The sequence below is a fragment of the Pelotomaculum propionicicum genome (genome assembly GCF_004369225.1).
In the GTDB taxonomy this organism is placed as follows: Bacteria; Bacillota; Desulfotomaculia; order Desulfotomaculales; family Pelotomaculaceae; genus Pelotomaculum_B; species Pelotomaculum_B propionicicum.
The window spans coordinates 1-17,045 of the sequence record NZ_QFFZ01000018.1 but is presented as its reverse complement, the minus strand read 5'-3'; the positions used below and the strand labels follow the sequence as shown (position 1 = coordinate 17,045).

General features: G+C 51.7%; 15 protein-coding genes. 6 read left to right on the top strand and 9 right to left on the bottom strand.

Annotated elements, in window-relative coordinates:
* Positions 1 to 8 precede the first annotated feature (8 nt).
* The 3 genes from Pmgp_RS09535 (at position 9) to Pmgp_RS09525 (ending at position 5,408) form a co-directional block, all read left to right on the top strand.
* Positions 9 to 2,540 (top strand): U32 family peptidase, encoded by a 2,532-nt coding sequence (locus tag Pmgp_RS09535; RefSeq protein ID WP_134213758.1) that lies wholly within the window; start codon positions 9 to 11, stop codon positions 2,538 to 2,540.
* A 16-nt stretch (positions 2,541 to 2,556) separates the two neighbouring features.
* Positions 2,557 to 2,937, top strand: coding sequence for a YkvA family protein (locus Pmgp_RS09530; protein WP_134213757.1), 381 nt, complete (start codon positions 2,557 to 2,559; stop codon positions 2,935 to 2,937).
* A 113-nt stretch (positions 2,938 to 3,050) separates the two neighbouring features.
* On the top strand, positions 3,051 to 5,408 hold the full coding sequence (locus tag Pmgp_RS09525; RefSeq protein ID WP_134213756.1) for an endonuclease MutS2: 2,358 nt from the start codon (positions 3,051 to 3,053) through the stop codon (positions 5,406 to 5,408).
* Positions 5,409 to 5,440: 32 nt separating this feature from the next.
* On the opposite strand, the gene Pmgp_RS09520 is transcribed toward Pmgp_RS09525, so the two are convergent.
* Both Pmgp_RS09520 and Pmgp_RS09515 read right to left on the bottom strand, forming a co-directional pair.
* Positions 5,441 to 5,752 (bottom strand): carbohydrate-binding protein, encoded by a 312-nt coding sequence (locus Pmgp_RS09520; protein WP_134213755.1) that lies wholly within the window; start codon positions 5,750 to 5,752, stop codon positions 5,441 to 5,443.
* A 176-nt stretch (positions 5,753 to 5,928) separates the two neighbouring features.
* Positions 5,929 to 8,190, bottom strand: coding sequence for a transglycosylase domain-containing protein (locus tag Pmgp_RS09515; RefSeq protein WP_243119795.1), 2,262 nt, complete (start codon positions 8,188 to 8,190; stop codon positions 5,929 to 5,931).
* 252 nt (positions 8,191 to 8,442) lie between these two features.
* On the opposite strand from Pmgp_RS09515, the gene Pmgp_RS09510 reads away from it, so the two are divergent.
* Positions 8,443 to 10,041 (top strand): thiamine pyrophosphate-binding protein, encoded by a 1,599-nt coding sequence (locus Pmgp_RS09510; RefSeq protein ID WP_192902868.1) that lies wholly within the window; start codon positions 8,443 to 8,445, stop codon positions 10,039 to 10,041.
* A gap of 311 nt (positions 10,042 to 10,352) precedes the next feature.
* Here the strand turns inward: Pmgp_RS09510 and Pmgp_RS09505 are convergent, their stop codons facing one another.
* Entirely contained in the window at positions 10,353 to 10,562 is a 210-nt protein-coding gene (locus Pmgp_RS09505; RefSeq protein ID WP_134213752.1) for a DUF5652 family protein, read from the bottom strand.
* A 125-nt stretch (positions 10,563 to 10,687) separates the two neighbouring features.
* Between Pmgp_RS09505 and Pmgp_RS20575 the strand changes: the two genes are divergently transcribed.
* Together Pmgp_RS20575 and Pmgp_RS20280 are read left to right on the top strand one after the other, a co-directional pair.
* Positions 10,688 to 10,813: a hypothetical protein gene (locus tag Pmgp_RS20575; RefSeq protein WP_282432895.1), complete on the top strand. Its 126-nt coding sequence runs from the start codon at positions 10,688 to 10,690 to the stop codon at positions 10,811 to 10,813.
* 179 nt (positions 10,814 to 10,992) lie between these two features.
* The gene (locus tag Pmgp_RS20280) at positions 10,993 to 11,910 is read left to right on the top strand and encodes a peptidylprolyl isomerase (protein ID WP_243119794.1); all 918 of its coding nucleotides are present in this window, start codon (positions 10,993 to 10,995) and stop codon (positions 11,908 to 11,910) included.
* Between the two features lie 15 nt (positions 11,911 to 11,925).
* Here Pmgp_RS20280 and Pmgp_RS09495 read toward each other — a convergent pair whose 3' ends face one another.
* From Pmgp_RS09495 to Pmgp_RS09470, 6 genes are all read right to left on the bottom strand, one after another.
* The gene (locus Pmgp_RS09495; RefSeq protein WP_134213751.1) at positions 11,926 to 12,306 is read right to left on the bottom strand and encodes a hypothetical protein; all 381 of its coding nucleotides are present in this window, start codon (positions 12,304 to 12,306) and stop codon (positions 11,926 to 11,928) included.
* Positions 12,307 to 12,327: 21 nt separating this feature from the next.
* A complete protein-coding gene (locus Pmgp_RS09490; RefSeq protein ID WP_134213750.1) occupies positions 12,328 to 12,612 on the bottom strand; it encodes a hypothetical protein in 285 nt (94 codons plus the stop codon).
* A 150-nt stretch (positions 12,613 to 12,762) separates the two neighbouring features.
* Positions 12,763 to 13,002, bottom strand: a complete 240-nt coding sequence (locus Pmgp_RS09485; protein WP_134213749.1) for a hypothetical protein — start codon at positions 13,000 to 13,002, stop codon at positions 12,763 to 12,765.
* A 133-nt stretch (positions 13,003 to 13,135) separates the two neighbouring features.
* Positions 13,136 to 13,420 carry a zinc-ribbon domain containing protein gene (locus tag Pmgp_RS09480; protein ID WP_134213748.1) on the bottom strand — a complete coding sequence of 95 codons (285 nt, stop codon included), beginning with the start codon at positions 13,418 to 13,420 and terminating at the stop codon, positions 13,136 to 13,138.
* Between the two features lie 308 nt (positions 13,421 to 13,728).
* Positions 13,729 to 15,756 (bottom strand): PAS domain S-box protein, encoded by a 2,028-nt coding sequence (locus Pmgp_RS09475; RefSeq protein WP_192902867.1) that lies wholly within the window; start codon positions 15,754 to 15,756, stop codon positions 13,729 to 13,731.
* Between the two features lie 245 nt (positions 15,757 to 16,001).
* Positions 16,002 to 16,838 (bottom strand): DegV family protein, encoded by an 837-nt coding sequence (locus tag Pmgp_RS09470; RefSeq protein WP_134213746.1) that lies wholly within the window; start codon positions 16,836 to 16,838, stop codon positions 16,002 to 16,004.
* Positions 16,839 to 17,045 lie beyond the last annotated feature (207 nt).

Sequence of the window (17,045 nt, the reverse complement as noted above, 5' to 3'; positions counted from 1 at the left end):
CTGCGATAATGGCCCGAAAGCCGGAATTGCTTGCCCCGGCCGGCAGTTGGGAGTCGCTGGTGGCGGCTGTTGAGAACGGGGCTGACGCTGTCTACCTGGGTGGAAAAAGTTTTAACGCCAGGCAGTCAGCCGGGAATTTTGACAATGTGGAATTAGCCCGGGCGGTGGAGTACGCCCATATCCGGGGTGTCAAAGTATATGTCACAGTAAACATCCTGCTGGATGACAGAGAGCTGCCGGAAGCCGCCAGGTTTCTGTATTTTCTGCAGCAGGCCGGGGCTGACGCCGCCATAGTGCAGGACCTGGGACTGGTGAAGCTGGCCAGGCAGGTTGTGCCCGAGCTGCCGCTGCATGCCAGTACTCAGATGACAGTCCACAACCTGCCCACAGTTCTTTTCTTAAAGGAAGCGGGCATAGCCAGGGTTGTGCTGGCCAGGGAGCTTGCACTGACTGCTGTTGAGAACATTATCCGGCGCTCCGGCCTGGCCATAGAGGTTTTTATGCACGGGGCCCTGTGCGTTTGTTACTCCGGGCAGTGCTTAATGTCCAGCCTGATCGGGGGGCGCAGCGGCAACAGAGGCCGCTGTGCTCAACCCTGCCGGCTCCAGTATGTGCTGGTTGACCGGCAGGGCAAGCCGCTGGCCGAGCCGCGGCAGGTGGGCAGCTACCTTTTAAGCCCGCGAGACCTGAATTTAAGCGAGCATGTGCCCGGCCTGATCCGGGCCGGCATTTCATCATTTAAAATAGAAGGAAGAATGAAAAGGCCGGAATATGTGGCCACTGTGGTCAGGGTTTACCGGGAGTTGATCGACCGGGCTTTGGAGAGCGGCGATTATGCCGTGACGCCTGAAGAGGCCAGGGAACTGGCCCAGATCTTTAACCGGGGTTTCACAACCGGTTATTTTTACGGCAGGCCCGGCCGGGATCTGATGAGTTACAAGCGCCCGAACAACAGGGGCGTTTTTCTGGGCAGGGTCAAAAGATTTAACCGGGAGAGCGGCCTGGTGGAAATAGTACTGGAGGAGCCGCTGCGGGCGGGGGACGGAATTGAGGTCTGGGTTACCGAGGGCGGGCGGTCCGCCGGGGAAGTAAGCAGGATGTACATAGCGGGCAAGCCGGTGGAACTGGCGCCGGCGGGGACGGTAGTTCAACTGGACGTGCCGGGCCGGGTCTTCCCCGGCGACCGGGTCTTCAAGACCCATGACGCCGCTTTGATGGAGCGGGCCAGGGCCAGCTTCACTTCCTCCAGGAGACAGAAGAAAATACCTGTTGTTTTCACGGTGACCGCCAAGCAGGGGCAGCCGCTGCTGGTTGAAGTTGAGGACGACGCCGGCTTTGCCGCGGCAGCCCAAACAGAGATCCCGGCCCGGGCGGCCTTAAACCGGCCCCTTACTTTCGCTTACCTGGAAAAGCAGCTATCCCGCCTGGGAAATACCCCATTCGAGATGCTGGGGCTTAAATGCCGCCTGGATGGCCAGTTAATGGTTCCTGTCAGTGAAATAAATGAGGCCCGCAGGAAAGCCCTGGCCGCACTGGCCAATAAAAGGACTGCTGCTGTCAGGCAGGAGCCGGTGCCGGAACATATTTTCAGCAGGCGCCTGTCCGAGTCTCTTGCAGTTGAAACAGCGGCAAAACCGAAGGCAGCCGGGCAGCCGTCGCTGAGTGTGACTGTGACAGACTTTGAATGCCTTAAAGCAGCGGTTACGGCCGGTGCGGGTGAAGTCTGCTTCGGAATGGAGCAGTACCGTTCCAGGGACCGTTTTTCAATAGATGAAATTTTTAAGGGAAGTGATTTTTGCGCGCGGGTGGGTGTGAGTTTCGTCCTTGCCTCGCCCCGCGTTATCCAGGACCGGGACATGGATGACTACTGCCGTCTCCTGGAAAAGGTCTCAAAATGTCACCTGGGCGGGGTGATGGTAACCAGCCCGGGTTTGATCAGAAAAGTTACAGAGATTACAGGCGGGCCGGTTTTGGCTGATTTCCCGCTTAATATATTTAACCGCGCAGCGGCGTCCTTTCTCGCCGGAGCCGGAATCAGCCGGGTGGCCTTATCTCCCGAGCTGACTCTGGAACAAATCAGCCGCCTCATACCTTTTCTGCCGGTGCCGGCTGAGGTAATCGTGCACGGGGCGCTGCCCCTGATGGTTTCAGAGTACTGTGCGGCGGGCAGCCTGCTGGGCAGCGGGCCGCCAGGCTGCTCCAGTCCCTGCAGGGGGCTGAGCTGCGGCCTTAAAGACCGCAAGGGAGTGGTGTTCCCGGTAGAATTTGACCAGTTTTGCCGCATGCACATATTTAACTCCCGCGACTTGTGCCTCATTGAAGACACCGGAGCGCTGGCAGGCGCCGGCGCCGCCGTGCTGCGGGTGGAGGCCAGGCGTGAGCGCGCGGGATATATCCGCGATGTTGTACGCGTTTACAGAACCGCGCTGGATCAATACCTGGCGGGAGATGAGGCAGACCTGGCAGAATTAAAGAGTGTTTTAGCCAAAAACAGCCCGCAGGGCTTTACCAAGGGGCATTTCTACAGAGGTGTTATATAATAGGAGGTGAAATACAATGGATAAAGAAAAAGCTAAATCGTTGCTGTTGGATTTCGTAAATCTGATTCCGGCTTTTGTTAAGCTGATGTACAACCTGGTCAAAGACCCGGCTGTGTCAACCACAGACAAGGCGGTGCTCGGGGCGGCTATCGTTTACATTTTTTCTCCTGTCGACCTGATCCCGGACGTGATCCCTTTTCTGGGGCAAGTCGATGATGCTTATTTAGTAGCTATCGCCCTGCAGAGGCTGCTTAATTCCGCCGGCCCGGAGATTATCAAAAAGTATTGGGAAGGCAGCATGGATGTTTTTAATTCTCTGCAAAACGCCGTGGAGGCCGCCCTGTTCTTTCTGCCTCAAAAAACGGTGGACATACTGCTAAAAAAAATTCCCAACTAGCAAAGGCGGCGATTCCCCGAGAGGGCTTTGTTCGGATAAATCCGGTAAGGCCATAGGCCCCAAAGAAATGCAGGATATACCGACGTCCGACGACTGAATTGAAAGGTTAGTTTATGGATAAGAAAACGCTTAGACGTTTAGAGTTTCATAAGGTGCAGGAAAATTTGGCGTCCTTCGCTTATTCGGCGCTGGGCAAAGAGAAGGTCATGGAGCTTGAGCCTGTGGACGACCTTAACGCGATTTTAAGGTGGCAGGACGAGACAAGTGAAGGCCGGAAGCTTTTAAGGCTGGAGCCTACCGCTGAAATGGGCGGCTGGAAGGATATCAGGGTTCAGCTGCAAAGAGCGGGCCACGGGGCTGTGCTGGAGCCTGAGGACCTTATTGCCGTGGCTGACACGCTTACGGCAGGCAGGGTGATCAAAAATTTTCTGCTGGAAAGAGCGGCAGTTTACCCTCTGCTGAATGAGCTGGCTTTTTTTCTGGCGGCCCTGCCGGAGCTGGAGCAGAAGATAAAAAAAGCAATTTTGCCCGGCGGTGAGGTGGCGGACAACGCTTCCCCGGAGTTGTCCCAGATACGCAGAAAAATAGTCAATTCCCAGCTGCAAATTAAAGATCACCTGGAGCACCTGATTCGCTCGCCTAATTACCAGAAGTATCTGCAGGACCCGCTGGTCACCATGCGGGAAGGCCGTTATGTGGTGCCGGTTAAAATAGAGTACAGGGCTCAGGTGCCTGGTATTGTCCACGATCAATCCTCCAGCGGCGCCACACTCTTTGTCGAGCCGATGGCGGTGGTGGAAAGGAATAACGAGCTGCGTCGCCTGATCGTGGCGGAAAAGCAGGAAGTCCAGAGGATTCTGGCCGAACTTTCCGCCGGCGTGGCGCAAAACCTTGATCCCATCAGCACTTCCCTGCTTACCCTGGGGGAACTGGATTTTATCATGGCCAGGGCCAGGTACAGCCACGCCCTGCAGGCCTGGGCGCCTGTCCTGGAAGGGGAGGCTGTGTTGGATATCCGGCAGGGCAGGCACCCCCTGTTAAAGGGAGAAGTTGTGCCCGTAAACATTCGTATAGGCGAAGAATTTGACACCCTGGTGGTCACCGGGCCGAATACCGGCGGCAAAACCGTAGTCTTAAAGACTGCCGGCCTGCATGTTTTAATGGCCCAGTCCGGCCTGCACATACCGGCGGGGGAAGGCTCAAAGCTGGGTGTGTTCAGGCGGGTCTTCGCCGATATCGGGGACGAGCAGAGCATTGAGCAGTCCCTCAGTACTTTTTCCTCACATATGACCAATATCGTGGATATCGTCGGCAGGGCCGGCAAGGACAGCCTGGTGCTGTTGGACGAGCTGGGGGCGGGGACAGACCCGACCGAAGGAGCGGCACTGGCCCAGTCGATCCTGGAAAAACTGCACGCGAGCGGGGTTAAAACCATTGCCACCACCCATTACAGCGAGCTGAAAAATTTTGCTTACGCCCACGAGCGGGTGGAGAATGCCAGTGTGGAGTTTGACGCGGTGACACTGCGGCCCACTTACCGCCTTTTGATAGGCAAGCCCGGACGCAGCAACGCTTTTGAAATTGCGGGCAGGCTGGGTTTGCCGGCGCAACTGGTCAACAGGGCCAGGGAGTTCTTAACTGTGGAGCAGGTGCAGTATGAGGAACTGATGCGTGATTTGGAAAAGGAGCGGCAGGAGGCGCAGGCCGAACGGGCTGAGGCCGCCAGGCTTACTGAAGAGGCCAGGCTGCTTAGGGAAATGCTGCAAAAGAAAGAGTCGGACCTGGCCGCCAGGCGGGAGTCCATTTTAGCGAAAGCGGCGGAGGAAGCGCGCGTACTGGTCAGAAACGCCCGGCTGGAGGCGGAGGCCGCGGTCAAGGAACTCCGGGAGAAACTGCATGAGGAAACGACCCGCGCCAGGGAGAGCGCCATCCAGGACGCCAGAGAAAAGCTGGGCAAACTCGGCCAGAAGGTCAGCCGGGCTGTGCCTGAAAAGGTTGCAGCGGGAGAAGTCCCCTCTGAACTTGTCCCTGGTGAAGAAGTATTCCTGCCCAAATTCAACCAGAAGGGCTATGTCCTTGCCGCCCCCGCACCTGGAGGCGAAGTGCAGGTCCAGGTGGGAATTCTTAAAATCAGCGTCCCTTTACGTGATTTGCGCAGGACTGAAAAAACAAAGCCGGCCGCCGGACAGAGTGAGGTGGCGGGTGTGCTGTTTGGCAAAGCCCGTGAGATATCCTCCGAGCTTGACCTGAGGGGGCAGTATGCCGGGGAGGCCACAGCCCTGGTGGAAAAATACCTCGATGACGCTTATCTGGCTGGTTTGCACAGGGTTTACCTGATCCACGGCAAAGGGACAGGCTCACTGAGAGCGGCTGTCCAAAAGCTTTTAAAGGGCCACCACCGGGTCAAGTCCTTCCGCCTGGGTGAACAAGGTGAGGGAGGATATGGTGTGACCGTGGTTGAGTTGGCGTAAAAAAAACCGGGACGAGCCCGGTTTCTGCTTTTTCAGACCAGCTTATAGGTCCAGTTGTTGCCGTTGTTGTTATCCCAGTTGCCGGCGCTGTCATGGAAGCAGAAGGTGAGGTGCCCGTCCTCCATATTCAGTGTTTTCTTCCAGCCTTCCGGCGTGCGCTGCATACGGTAGTCTTCAACTATTTTCCACTGCATGGGGTTGCCGAAACCGGAGTGGAGGTAGACCTGGGAAGCACCGCTCTTGCTCAATAGACCGTCATAAATAATTGTAACGTCACTTCCGTCCGGGGTTAGTGATTTTACGTTTACGCCGCGTAGATGGTCAGACCAGCCATGGTGATACATAAAGTGCGCCTCCTTAAAATTAAATATCTTACCAAATAGTTTTTATCAGAAACTGAATAACTATGAATGTCTAATAATGGTTGAACATAACCATAAGCTACCTGAATAAAAAAGACGGCTGGGACCATGTATTACTGGTTTCACAGCCGTCTCTTGTTTTATCTGGATCAGCTTTGCTAATTCTTTTTGCCGGTATCGGTTTTAATAACACCAGTGTCGGTCTTGGTACCCGTTTTACCCGGGGTGGTTGTTGAGCCGGCGCCGGGCTTGCCGGGCTGGGTCCCGCCGGGCGCGTGCAATGTGCAGGATTCGGTGGGGGCCCTGAGGGCAAAGTCTTCTACCGAAGGCGGCACCGCGTAGGGCAGTTTGATCAGCGGCTTAATCACCCGGTCAGGGCAGTATTGGGTCGGCAGCTGGCCGCTGGCCGCGCAGACTTCGATAAAGTTGTGCACGTTGTCCGTGCCTGATGGGACAGTGCCTGACGCAAAGTAGTCGGTGACCAGGCTGTCAGTGGGTGTGTTCGGGCCGGGCAGCAGGCCTGACTTGCCGTCTACTGTCGCGCTGACTATACCCGCGGGTGTGGGAAAGCTGGTGACGGGTGTGTCACTGAGCGCCCTGCTCATTATTTCCTGCCATACCCTGGTGGGATAAGTGCCTCCATAAGCTTGCGGCATCGCGGTGGGCTGGTCGTAGCCCATCCAGACCGCGGCCACCAGTTCAGGAGTATAGCCTACAAACCAGAGGTCTTTCCCCTCGTCGGTGGTGCCGGTTTTCCCGGCGGCGGGCCTGCTGATCTGGGCGCCGGTCCCGGTGCCGCTTGACACGACCGAGCGCAGCATGTCTGTGATCAGGAAAGCGGTGGTAGGCTTCATCGCTACATGCTGTTTGGGCACATGCTGTTCCAGAATCACTCCGTCCTGCTTTTCAACCTTTATTATTACAGTCGGCTCAATGTAGACGCCCTGGTTGTCGAAGGCGCCGTAAGCGCAGGCCATTTGGAGCGGCGTCACCCCGGTATGCAGGCCGCCCAGAGCCATGCTGGCGCCGTGGTTTGCCGGGTCCAGCGTAATGCCGAGGTTGGATGCGAATTTAATGGAGTTGGCCAGGCCGACATAGTCCATCAATACCTTAACCGCCACGATGTTGACCGAGTTGGTCAGGGCTGTGCGCAGGGTAATCAGGCCGCGGTACCTTCCGTCAACGTTGTGCGGCTGGTAAGACTCGTAGCTGGTCGGGATATCATCCACCACCGAGGCCGGCCCCATCCCGGCATATTCAATAGCCGGCCCGTAAGCGGCGATGGGCTTAAAAGCTGAGCCGGGCTGGCGGGCGGTCTGGGTGGCCCTGTTCCACTGCCTTTTTTGTGTATGCTCACGCCCGCCTACCAGGGCTTTAATATAGCCTGTGTGCGGGTCGAGCACCACGACTGCGCCCTCCGGCTGTAAGGCGCCGTTCTCGTCCGCCTTGGAAGACGGGAAATTGGCGTTTCTGCCCATGGCGGTTTCAGCGATCTGCTGTATTTTGGTATCAAGTGTGGTGTAAACTTTGAGGCCGCCTTTGAAAACCGCGGCCTCACCATATTTCTCAGTCAACTGGTCTGTGATATAGTCCAAAAAATATGGGTAAGGGTACTGCCGCCAGGCAAGCTCTTTAGTTTCCAGCTTAATTTCTTTTGCTTTGGCAGCTTCTGCTTCGCTGGCGCTGATATAGTTATATTTCACCATGCTGTCCAGGACGTCGTTGCGCCTGGCTTTAGCGGCTTTGGGGTCAAGGAAGGGGGAGTAGGCGCTGGGCGCCTGGGGCAGGCCCGCCAGCAGGGCTATCTCTTCCAGGGTAAGGTTCTGGTCATAAATATTTTTCCCGAAATAGGTCTGCGCGGCAGCCTGAATGCCGTAAGCTCCCTCACCGAGGTAAACATTGTTGAGGTACATTTCCAGAATCTCGTCTTTGGTGTACCGCCTTTCAACCTGAAAGGCCATGATAATCTCCTGGATTTTTCTTTTGTAAGTCTTCTCCGCACTCAAGAATGATATCCTGACCAGCTGCTGGGTGATGGTGCTGCCGCCTTCCCGGAGCGACCCGGAAGTCAGGTCCGTCCAGGCCGCCCGCGCAATGCCCCTCAGGCTGATACCGTGGTGCTGGTAAAAGCGGGGGTCCTCTATGGCTAAAAAGGCGTTCTTGAGTTGAGGGGGCACTTTCTTAAGGTCAACCGGGACGCTGTTTCTGATGCCGATCTGGGTGACAAGGTTCCCGTCCATGTCATAAATCATGGTTGAGGCTCCTGATTCGAGCGCTTCCTGACTAATCGCAGGCATGTCCTTGATGCTGGCAAAGACCAGTCCCACTCCGGTACCGCCGATGATTAACACCAAAAGTATCGCAATAAGAATGGCCAGGCGTTTATAGTTTAACTTTCTTCTTCTCCTTTTTTGAGACAACCAGTGTTCCCTCCTTGAAGTTAAAAGAATTATAACATATCTAGCAGCCATTTCCCAGATGATTTCTAATTGTCCGTTTGGACCTGTCTTTATTAGACTGTTTTTTATGAACTTACGGTTCGGCTTTAATGTCGAATAATGGCATGTAAAAAGTGCCTTACGCAGGATAATATTGATACATCTTGAAAGAATAGTATATGAGTCAACAAGATTGGCTTTTATTTGATTTCTCTTTAAGAAAGGATGAATGATTTGAAAGTTAGCGGTAACGTTGCAGATTTAATGTTGGCCCAACTGTCCCAGTGGGGTGTGGAAAGAATTTACGGTGTCTCCGGTGACGCCATTCTGCCTTTGCTTGACGCGGTGGCCCGCCAGGATAAGATAAGCTTTATTTCCGTGACGCATGAAGCAAACGCCGCTTTTATGGCTTCATACGAAGCCAAACTCACCGGCAGGCTGGCTGTCTGCGCCGCTTCCGCCGGCCCTGGCGCGGTCAGCCTGCTCAACGGCCTGGCCGGCGCCTATTTTGACCAAAGCCCCGTACTGGCTGTAACCGGCCAGGTGGAAACCAAAAAAAACGGCCTCAGGACCAAACAATACTTTGACCAGCAGCTATTATTCAGGAATTTCTCCAGTTTCACCTCAATGCTTACTGAACCTTCAGCTGTACTTGACCTGATGGTGAGCGCGGCACGAAATTCTTACATAGATTTTACAGTCTCACATATCTCCATTCCCCGCGACATTTTTCTGCAACCAGCTGACGCTGAGACAGTACCGGCTGAAATTATTGAGTTTAAAAAACCGCTGGTATTTTCGGGCAGCAGCGAAAACATTGTTGCCGCCATCAAAAGTTCACAAAGGCCGCTGATTGTAGTGGGTAAAATAGCGGAAGACGCTGTGTACCAGGTGCATTCCCTGGCCCACATGCTGGGGGCGGGGGTGTTTAACGCGCAGGACGCCAAAGGCACAGTAAGAGGCCGTTTCAAAATGAACCTGGGAGGTATAGGAGAAGCCTACCTGCCGCCGCTTGTCCAGGAGGCCGACTGTATCATTCTCCTGGGCAGCGCGGCCTACGAGCAGGGGTTCTTCCCGGCCACGGCCAAAGTGGTGCAGCTGGCGGAACGCCCCGAAGAACTGAGCATTAATACTTTTGCCTCAGCTACCGGGGAGCTGGCGCTGCTTTTATCTGTGATCGAGCATGACCTGGAGAATTACAGTATAAACCAGGACTGGCTCGCCAGAGTTAAAGGAGAGGCGCAAAAAAACAAGCAGGACTTGGTTAAAGAACAGGAAAACAACGCCGTCCCCATCCATCCTTTAAGGCTGATGACCGCGCTTAACGAAGTTATTCCTGAGAACGCTGTTGTTGCGCTTGATATCGGAGAGTTTACGCACTGGTTCGACCGTGGTTTCCTGGGGGAGAAACAGGAGATCCTGCTTTCCAGCATGTGGCGCAGTATCGGCTGCAGCCTGCCTTCGGCCATCGGCGCCAAGTTTGCCTGCCCGGATAAAGCTGTTGTCGCGCTGGTGGGTGACGGCGGGATGCTGGTGTCCATGAGCGAACTGCTTACCTGTGTGCGTTATAAGCTGCCTATTGTGGTGATAGTGGTAAGAAACCAGGTCTACAGCATCGAAAAGAATAAAATGATCGCCCAGGGTCTGACTCCGCTGGGCTGTGATCTGACTACACCCGATTTTGTCCGGTTTGCCAGGGCGTGCGGCGCTGAAGGTTTTCGCGTGGAGGAACCGGCGCAGATCCAGGAGACAGTCAGGAAAGCGCTTGAAATGGGTAGGCCGGCGCTGGTTGAGGTAATCTGCGCGGCAGTGAATCTCCCGGAAGTAAAATAATGGTTTGAGACAAGGTGAGACAAGGGGACGGTTCTTGTCTCACCAAAGTCAAGTGAGACAAGAGAAGAACGAAATCGCAAGTTGAATGTAGAACATTCTGTAACAAAAACTTTATTTATATCTTCTCACTTAACCATCACAAAGTTCTGCGACTTCCATCTTCTCAGGCAATCAAAAATTTTGCGCCACTTAGTATAATTAACAGACTTTACTCTTGTTGATCAGGTATTGCTCTCACTGATCATGTAGTGGCATTTGGCGCAAAACTTCCGATTGCCTAGTCAGAATCGTCCCCTTGTCTCACTGCCGTTTTAGAACCTCGATCTTTTTTTGCGATAGAACAGAAGGTAAATTATCTCAAGTATGCCTACTGTGTTGACAATGATCAGTACTATATACCATGCCAGCTGGTTGTTCCGGGCGGCGTTCCAAAGCGCTATGGCTTTCCAAATAATGCTCCACACGACCACGATGGCAAACAACAAGGGGTTGCTTTGTAAAAACTCAGCTGCCGCGTTCATTTATTTGGCCTCCTAGATATATTTTTGTCATTATCATACCTCAAATATTTTTAAACATAAGTAAATTTTAACCTTAAGGTTTAAATCTGCAGCCAACGGATGATAATACTCCCGAGGTGATTACTATGGAAGAAAAAACTGTTCAGGTACGGCATCCTAAGCCACTGCCCGGGTTTGAAATGGCATATTACCCGTCTGAGTGGCTGTATGGTGACCGGGAAGACCTGCCCGCCAACCGTAAAAACGACTAAAGTAGAAAAACTAAAACTATCATGCTCCCATGAAAAATAGTCCTTGCAGGCAATAGCGCGGGGACTTTTTTTTATTGATATTTTACCCAAAAAAGGGTTTGAATTTAATGGAGTTGATAACCGCCACGGGAGGTAAGTTAATAATTTTATCGAATAAAAGGGGAGAGGGGGTTATGTTGATGAAAAAGTTAATGCTTGCAACTTTGGTATTATTGCTTGCCGCTTTTTACATCGTCGCGCCGGCTGGGGCCGCTATTGACGTGAACAAAGCCAACTATAACGTGGACATGTATGTGAACGGGTCCCAGATTGAGTTCCCCGACCAGCTGCCTTTGATCGACGCCGCAACCGGCAGGACTTATGTGCCGCTCAGGTTTGTCAGTGAGTTTTTTGGCTGTGAGGTAAAGTGGGACCAGGAAAAACAATTGATAGTGGTTACGAAGGACCAGATTTCTATTTTTCTGTCTGTAGGGGAGTCAATCGCACTGGTGCAGGATCAGGGCAACTCCAGGCTGATAAGTATCGCGCCGCCGGAACTGATCAACAACAGGACTATGGTGCCGCTGAGGTTTATGAGTGAGGTTGTGGGTGCGCAGGTGAACTTCACGCCTGCGGCCGGGGGCGTTAACAACAGGGTTGACGTGGACGAGAAAGCCGCTCCGGAAACACCCGTTCCCGATACTGTGCAGTATACTATTGAAACAACTAAAGGGAATGTAGTTGTGGAAGTATATCCCAAAATGCTGCCCATCACTGTTGGCAACTTTGAGAAGCTGATCAAGGACAAGTTTTATGACGGACTGACTTTCCACCGGGTGGAGGACTGGGTGATCCAGGGCGGTGACCCTAAAGGTAACGGCAGTGGCGGTCCCGGCTGGACGATACCGCTGGAGGTGTCACTCACTTTGAAGAACCTGCGCGGCTCGCTGGCCATGGCCCGCTCCAACGCCCCGGACACGGCCGGCTCACAGTTTTATATACTCAAGAAGGACGCATCCTGGCTTGACGGCAACTATTCCGTATTCGGCAAGGTTGTGGAAGGGCTGGAGGTAGTGGATAAGATTGAAAAAGGGGATAAGATAGTATCAATAAAATAACCGAAAATACCGCGCCTAGCGCGGTTTTTTTTCGTCATAGGGAGCGCGGCTGAAGTGCCAGCAGAAAAAACGGCCGATTCTTTTTACAAGGCTGGTCTCCGGGTAGTATGTTTTACCGTCCCCGTCCTGGGCGAATACGGCGTCATAACGGTAAAACCCTTGAAAATGTTCTATTTCAAAATAAACGCTTGCTTCTTCAGACGGGGCGAGCACCTGATCCACGGGTATAATTATCCTGCTGGGCAGGCCGGACCTCCGGGGGTATCTGATACCCATGCCCGCTATTACGGTGGGAGTATTGCCTTCGTTGACAGCAGTTATACGCAGCCTGGTCTTGCAGGGGGTTTCCTTGTCTGTGCAGGAAGCTGCCTTCATCCAGCTAACTTTTAAGGACAAAAAATCCCTCCTCCCAGGTAATCACTCCAGCCCGGAAAAATCGGTCAGGATTTTTACATGAACAATCTGATGGTCCGGGTCAATAAAAACAATTTCCGCAAAATCATCCTCCAGGCAGGCAATGTACCTGTCATCAATCGGGATCGGTATCATATCGTTAATCATCAACAGGTCATCCCGAATTTTTATGGCGACTTTGCTTGGACAGGCCGGCTCTGCCGCAGCCCCGCTTTCAATGTAGATGCAGACGTGCGCGTGGCTTTTGCCTGACAGCATTTTGGCCAGTGTTTCTCTTTTTGGTCCCATTGGCAGCTCCTTTATTCAAAAAGTATTGTTTTGTAAATTATACTTCCGGAAAAGGCGGCAGGACAAGTAGTATGTATTGTGACGGCAAGGTTTAAAAATAAAAAAAGGCACGCGGCCTTTCTTTTGGACATAATCATTAACACCCGGCAATTACCAGCGGTAAGGGACTTTAACCCCTTTATACTGCTGCTTGGGCTTCTCAACTTCAGTTTCCAAGGTGGTGGTTTCGTATTCACTGTCCTGCTCGGCCAGCATTTGCTGCTCTCTTTTTTTGAGCTCATAGTTATAATGGCTCAAAAGGCTCCAAACCTCCATGTTTTCTACAATATGGGGCGGGTATCCCCATAACAACAGTTGCTCCTGGAGTCTCGCCTTCTGACGCGGCAGCATTTCAACACTTCCTTTCTTTTGAAGTGTCTTTCGATATAAAGCTTCAAAAAACCTTCCTGCCAGGCTGATTTTCAGACAAAAATGAGCAGGAAAAATAAAAGGGGGCAGACTCGCTGCCCCTTGGATTGTAATATTAATAGTTTTGCACTTTGCGGAAACAGTCACTGCAGTATACGGGCCTGTCGCCGCTTGGCTGGAACGGAACCTCAGTGTCTTTGCCGCAGCTGGCGCATACAGCCGGAAACATCTGGCGGCGCTGGCCACTGCGCCTGTTTTGGTTCTTACGGGCCGCGCGGCATTCCGGGCAGCGGCCGGGCTCATTGGTAAACCCTTTTTCTGCAAAGAATTCTTGTTCCGATACGGAGAACACAAACTCACAGCCACAGTCACGACAGGTCAAATAACGGTCTTGGTACATTAAAACACTCCCTCAAATTATTTTGCTCTTTTGGTTTAGGAACTACAATTTGTATTCCCTAACCAATTTAAGAGATTGAGAGAGGGAAAATACATAACCTAACCGTTAGAACGTCCTAACTTTATCACATGAATGATATAAAGTCAAAATAAATTTTACTGTTTTGTAAATAAAAACTACCCGGCTCAGCCGGGTAAAAGGAGGTAAAACCGATCCTATGAAATACTAATATTCTTTAATATATATAATAATTTGTTTTGTTAATTATTACAAGAGGTAATAATTATCATAGTTAGGTATCATATGAATTAAAGTACTTGGCTGGCCGGCGCCTGTACGCTGAAACTAACAAAAAAGGTTGTGCCGCCGGGACCTGTCTTAACATCTATTTTGGCGTTGTGCCTGGCTGCTATGCTATAGCACACAGCCAGCCCAAGGCCAGTCCCGTTGTCTTTGGTGGACATGAACGGAGTCCCCAGCTTCGCCAGTACATCGGGCTCAATCCCGCTGCCCTGGTCCTGTATTAGTAAAACTACGTCACCATTGTTCAGATAGGTTTTTATGGTCAGCCTACCACCAGGCGACATGGCCTCAAGCCCGTTGCGCACAAGATTAAGGATCAACTGGCGGATTTCTCTTTCGTCCAAGAGTATTTCCGGGATATCACCAAGTTCAATGGCAGTAAATTTATCCGCCACGTTAGCGTCGGCTGTTATTAACGGGTGCATGGCCCGGACAATCTCGTTCAGGTTTTGCGGCCTGAGTTTCACCGCCTTGTTTTTAGCCAGGGAAAGGAACTCGGTTATAATGGAATTAGCCCTGTCCAGCTCAGATACCATCAGCTCAAAGTATTCCCTTTCCTGAGCGTATTTCTCACGGGTCTTGAACAACTGCAGGAAACCTTTTACCGTGGTCATCGGGTTCCTTATTTCGTGAGCTATACCGGCGGCCATTTCCCCTATAAGGTTCATCTGGTCCATGCGGTACATCTCTCTTTCAAACTGCTTGCTCCTGGTGATATCCACCATTACTCCGGTTAAGCCTGTTAACTGCTCGTTTTCCAGCAGCGGCCGGCTGGAGGCCCGAAAGTGGTAGACTGACCCGTCCTTGCCGATTAAGCGGAATTCACTTCGCTCCAATTGCCCGTTTTTAGCGCTCTCCAGGCTGTTTAACAAGCCGGGCATGTCCTCAGGGTGAACAAAGCTTGATAGAGGTTGCCCCATCACTTCTTCAATACTGAAAAGCAGCTTTTTTTCAAATACGTTGCTGATATAGGTTATGCGGTAACAGGTGTCCAAAGAGAAGATAATGTCGTTAATATTTTCCACCAAATTGCGGTATCTTTTTTCTGACTCAAGCAGCATCTTTTCCGCCCGTTTGCGGTCGGTAATATCGCGGATGGACTCAATGGCGCCTACCCGGTTGCCTTCCTCATCAAAGAGAGGAGAGGCCGTACCCCACAGGATCACCTCTTTACCCCGCAAAGAAGGCAGATAAGACTCGCCAACAATGGTAGTTCCTCTTTTTTCATAGAACTTATATAACCGCTGGCTGTCCTGGCCATCCTCAAAAATAAGGTCAACCAGGATCTGCCTGGGCTTCCCGTAAAAAGCAGCAGAATAAGCATAGTTACCCCTGCCAAGGATGTGCTCCTTTTGTACTCCGGTCATTTCCTCTATTGCCCTGTTCCAGGCGATTACCTTTCTGTCCTGGTCCAGCACAAAGGTGGCGTCGGGGAGAAATTCAATTATATCCTGAAGCCGCTGGTGGGCTGTCCGTATTTTATCTTCCGCCTGCTTGCGGCTGGTTATGTCCATGCAGTTGCCCAAAACAGCCCTTTTGCCCAGAAACTGTATAGAGGCAACCTGCTCCAAAATCCACTTGGTCTGGCCGCTTTTGGTCAGGCTTCTAAACTCATACGGACAGGTATGTCTTCCCTTTAACATATCGACGGCGTTTTTCCTGGCCAGTCCCCTGTCTTCAGGCAGGACAACCATTGAAGTGTTCCTGCCTAACAACTCTTCCTCCCGGTACCCTGTGAATTCCTGAAACTGCGGGTTGACAAATTGAAACTTACCGTCCTGGACGATGTAAACCCCTACCGGGGAGGAACTGGATAAGGTTTGGAACAGCGTTTCGGCCTGTTTCAGTTTGTTGATTTCCCGTTGGAATTCGTCGTTGGCTGATTTCAGCCCGGCGGCGCACTCTTTAATAATTCTCTCGATATAATTGCTGCACGGGTTTAACCCGTCTTTCATCTGTAATAAGTTATAGTTTTCCGGCCTGTGGCCTATTACAGAGAGTTTGCCGGCGAATTTCGCTTCTTCATATTTCAATGTTACCCCTCCATGACCTGCAGTTGCAAGTATGAGGTAATTTTGACACATATAGAAAATTCTCCTTCGGAAATAATGTCGAATTATAACAATTATGTAAAAAATATTTTGTTATACTATTAAAGATATTTTTATAATAGATAAAAAATAATCTCTCCGGTTCTTTACACAAAAAGCAAGGCTATCTGAAACAATAGCCTTGCCAGTAACCTTTTAGCCACTTTCCGGCGGGAAGACGCTCCCGGCTAAAAAGATACTATAATACCGCCTGTGCCCGCGTATGTCCCCATGGTGCTGCCCACCTTGCTGATAATAACTTTGCCGGGCTGGAAATTCTCCTCAATACTTTTCTTTAAATTTAAAGCTTCCTTCAGGCAGTTCACGTGGCTGATGCCCACGATCTTTTCCTTCAGGTTGCTGCCCATTTCCCCAACTAGCTGCACTATCCGCTGCAGAGATTTGCCGCGTCCCCGCACCTTTTCCAGCACGTCTATCTGGCCCCTGTCCCCAGCCTTGCCGATAGGCCTGATACTGAGAACTGTGCCGATAAAACCAGGCAGCCTGCCCACCCGGCCGCCTTTGATCAGGTTTTCCAAAGAGTCCATGGTGAAAAGGGTGGTCATGCCGTCCCTGTAATTAATTACCTTATTTACAACAGCCTGGACGTTGATACCGGAATGAATAAATTCATGGGCCTTGATAGCTAGAATGCCGAGGCCCAAGGAACCGCTGAGGGAGTCGATCAGGTGTATATCTCCGGGTACTGACTTGGCAGCCAGTTGAGCACTTTCGAATGTACCGCTGAGAGACGATGACAGGCCTATGTATATAACTGAGGCGTAATTGGCCAGTGCTTTCCTGAAAGTGTCGGCAAAGGCCTCCGGGGTGGGTCTGGATGTCTTGGGAAGTTCCCTGGAGCCCGCCATGCGCTCCCAGAATTGCTCCGGGCTAATGGTGACCCTCTCTGTAAAGGTTTCATTGTTTTCAAAGGTGACATGCAGAGAAACAACATCAATGCCGCATTTCTCAACCAGTTCTTCAGGCAGGTCGCACGAGCTGTCAGTAACTATTTTTATGTCCATCTAACCAACCCTTTCTAAATCCTTACGGGGAAATTTTATAGCACAAACAATAAAATCGCAATAAAAATCTCAGTGGCATGCAGAGCTGACGCATGAATCTAAAGATTTATAACTGACAAGGTTTATAAGAGTTGGGGAGAAAAAGTTTTTCGCAAAATAGCACTGGACACCACAAAATAAATATGAGACAATAGTGTGGGAAATTTT

Bases quoted from the DNA above. Each gene is read 5' to 3' on its own strand.
- Pmgp_RS09490 (WP_134213750.1), bottom strand. From the start codon at position 12,612: ATGGGACCAAAAAGAGAAACACTGGCCAAAATGCTGTCAGGCAAAAGC.
- Pmgp_RS09520 (WP_134213755.1), bottom strand. From the start codon at position 5,752: ATGTATCACCATGGCTGGTCTGACCATCTACGCGGCGTAAACGTAAAA.
- Pmgp_RS09530 (WP_134213757.1), top strand. From the start codon at position 2,557: ATGGATAAAGAAAAAGCTAAATCGTTGCTGTTGGATTTCGTAAATCTG.
- Pmgp_RS09535 (WP_134213758.1), top strand. From the start codon at position 9: ATGGCCCGAAAGCCGGAATTGCTTGCCCCGGCCGGCAGTTGGGAGTCG.
- Pmgp_RS09505 (WP_134213752.1), bottom strand. From the start codon at position 10,562: ATGAACGCGGCAGCTGAGTTTTTACAAAGCAACCCCTTGTTGTTTGCC.
- Pmgp_RS20575 (WP_282432895.1), top strand. From the start codon at position 10,688: ATGGAAGAAAAAACTGTTCAGGTACGGCATCCTAAGCCACTGCCCGGG.
- Pmgp_RS20280 (WP_243119794.1), top strand. From the start codon at position 10,993: ATGAAAAAGTTAATGCTTGCAACTTTGGTATTATTGCTTGCCGCTTTT.
- Pmgp_RS09480 (WP_134213748.1), bottom strand. From the start codon at position 13,420: ATGTACCAAGACCGTTATTTGACCTGTCGTGACTGTGGCTGTGAGTTT.
- Pmgp_RS09470 (WP_134213746.1), bottom strand. From the start codon at position 16,838: ATGGACATAAAAATAGTTACTGACAGCTCGTGCGACCTGCCTGAAGAA.
- Pmgp_RS09485 (WP_134213749.1), bottom strand. From the start codon at position 13,002: ATGCTGCCGCGTCAGAAGGCGAGACTCCAGGAGCAACTGTTGTTATGG.
- Pmgp_RS09525 (WP_134213756.1), top strand. From the start codon at position 3,051: ATGGATAAGAAAACGCTTAGACGTTTAGAGTTTCATAAGGTGCAGGAA.